Raw genomic sequence first — 266 nt, 5'->3', positions numbered from 1 at the left:
CATCCGTCACCTATCCCACTCGGCCGGGAGCCATTGACCTCTCGGCAACCTTGTCAGATGGCACCGGCACGATTGAACTCGTTTGGATGGGCCGAGATGACATTCCTGGCATTGCGCCGGGAGCGCACATGGTTTTGGAAGGAATGGTCAGTGAAGACCGCGACCATCTGCGTATCGTAAATCCTGCCTACTCGTTACTGGCGAGCGCAAAATGAGTGCGAGACTACCTGGAGTAACGGACGAGGGCGATTTTTCGGTTGGTGCAG

Annotated in this window: 1 protein-coding gene; it reads left to right on the top strand. The window is 56.4% G+C overall.

All coding sequences use genetic code 11. The features are described from left to right. A partial coding sequence (locus tag QP381_RS09090; protein WP_285068695.1) for an OB-fold nucleic acid binding domain-containing protein occupies positions 1 to 215 on the top strand: 215 nt, incomplete at its 5' end. Positions 216 to 266 lie beyond the last annotated feature (51 nt).

The organism is Pauljensenia sp. UMB6358, assembly GCF_030216865.1.
In the GTDB taxonomy this organism is placed as follows: domain Bacteria; phylum Actinomycetota; class Actinomycetes; order Actinomycetales; family Actinomycetaceae; genus Pauljensenia; species Pauljensenia turicensis_A.
Note: the sequence above shows the minus strand (reverse complement) of the source record. Positions and strands in the feature narration are given on the sequence as shown.